Origin of the sequence: Stenotrophomonas sp. NPDC077421 (assembly GCF_049545505.1) — a bacterium.
GTDB lineage: Bacteria > Pseudomonadota > Gammaproteobacteria > Xanthomonadales > Xanthomonadaceae > Stenotrophomonas > Stenotrophomonas nematodicola.
Genome location: NZ_JBMWDP010000089.1, coordinates 1 through 1,188 on the forward strand (window position 1 = coordinate 1; position 1,188 = coordinate 1,188).

2 protein-coding genes are annotated in these 1,188 nt (G+C 64.8%); both read left to right on the forward strand.

Annotated features, from left to right (window positions below; all coding sequences use genetic code 11):
• Nucleotides 1–48 precede the first annotated feature (48 nt).
• Nucleotides 49–1,035, forward strand: coding sequence for a thioredoxin-disulfide reductase (gene trxB, locus ACPEH1_RS20585; protein ID WP_313242944.1), 987 nt, complete (start codon nt 49–51; stop codon nt 1,033–1,035).
• A 24-nt stretch (nt 1,036–1,059) separates the two neighbouring features.
• Nucleotides 1,060–1,188: FAD-dependent oxidoreductase (locus tag ACPEH1_RS20590; protein WP_423716321.1), on the forward strand; the 129-nt coding region annotated here is incomplete at its 3' end.

The following is a 1,188-nucleotide window of genomic DNA, read 5'->3' on the forward strand; positions in this document are numbered from 1 at the left end:
CGGCTGGGCAAGCGCTACTTTCCTGCCGACGCACGGAGCCGCTGAGCCATGAGCACCACCCGACACATTCCATTGCTGATCCTTGGTTCCGGCCCGGCCGGCTGGACCGCCGCTGTCTATGCAGCCCGCGCCAATCTAAACCCGGTGGTGATCACCGGCCTGCAGCAGGGTGGCCAGCTGATGACCACCACCGAGGTGGACAACTGGCCGGGCGACGCCCATGGCCTGATGGGCCCGGACCTGATGGCGCGCATGCAGGCTCACGCTGAGCGCTTCGAGACCGAAGTCATCTTCGACCACATCCACACGGCCGACCTGTCCCAGCGCCCGTTCCGGCTGATCGGCGACAGTCACGAATACACCTGTGACGCCCTGATCATCGCCACCGGCGCCACCGCCAAGTACCTGGGCATCCCGACCGAAGAGGCGTTCAAGGGCCGCGGCGTGTCCGCCTGCGCCACCTGCGACGGGTTCTTCTACCGTGACCAGGACGTGGTCGTGGTCGGCGGTGGCAACACTGCGGTGGAAGAGGCCCTGTACCTGTCCAACATCGCCCGCAAGGTCTACCTGGTCCACCGCCGCGACACCCTCAAGGCGGAAAAGATCATGCAGGACAAGCTGTTTGCCAAGGTCGCGGCCGGCAAGATCGAAACCGTCTGGCACCACCAGGTCGAGGAAGTGCTGGGCAACGATGCCGGCGTGACCGGTGTGCGCGTGAAGTCCACCCTGGACGGCAGCACCCGCGACATCGACGCGCACGGCTTCTTCGTGGCCATCGGTCATCACCCGAACACCACCCTGTTCGACGGCCAGCTGGCGATGAACAACGGCTACCTGGAAATCCGCTCGGGCCTGGGCGGCAACGCCACCCAGACCTCGGTGGAAGGCGTGTTCGCCGCAGGCGACGTGGCCGACCAGCACTATCGGCAGGCCATCACCTCCGCCGGCTTCGGCTGCATGGCCGCACTGGATGCAGAGCGCTATCTGGATGCACTCAAGATCTCCGATCAACAGCAGCACAAGAACGCCGCCTGAGTGCATCGGTGTGAGGAAGTCCAGATGGACAACGTCGATGTGGTGGTGATCGGAGGTGGCCAGGCGGGTCTTTCGGCCGGCTACTTCCTGCGTCGCAGCAGGCTGTCCTATGTGATTCTTGATGCTGAAACGTCACCTGGTGGGGCGTGGCAG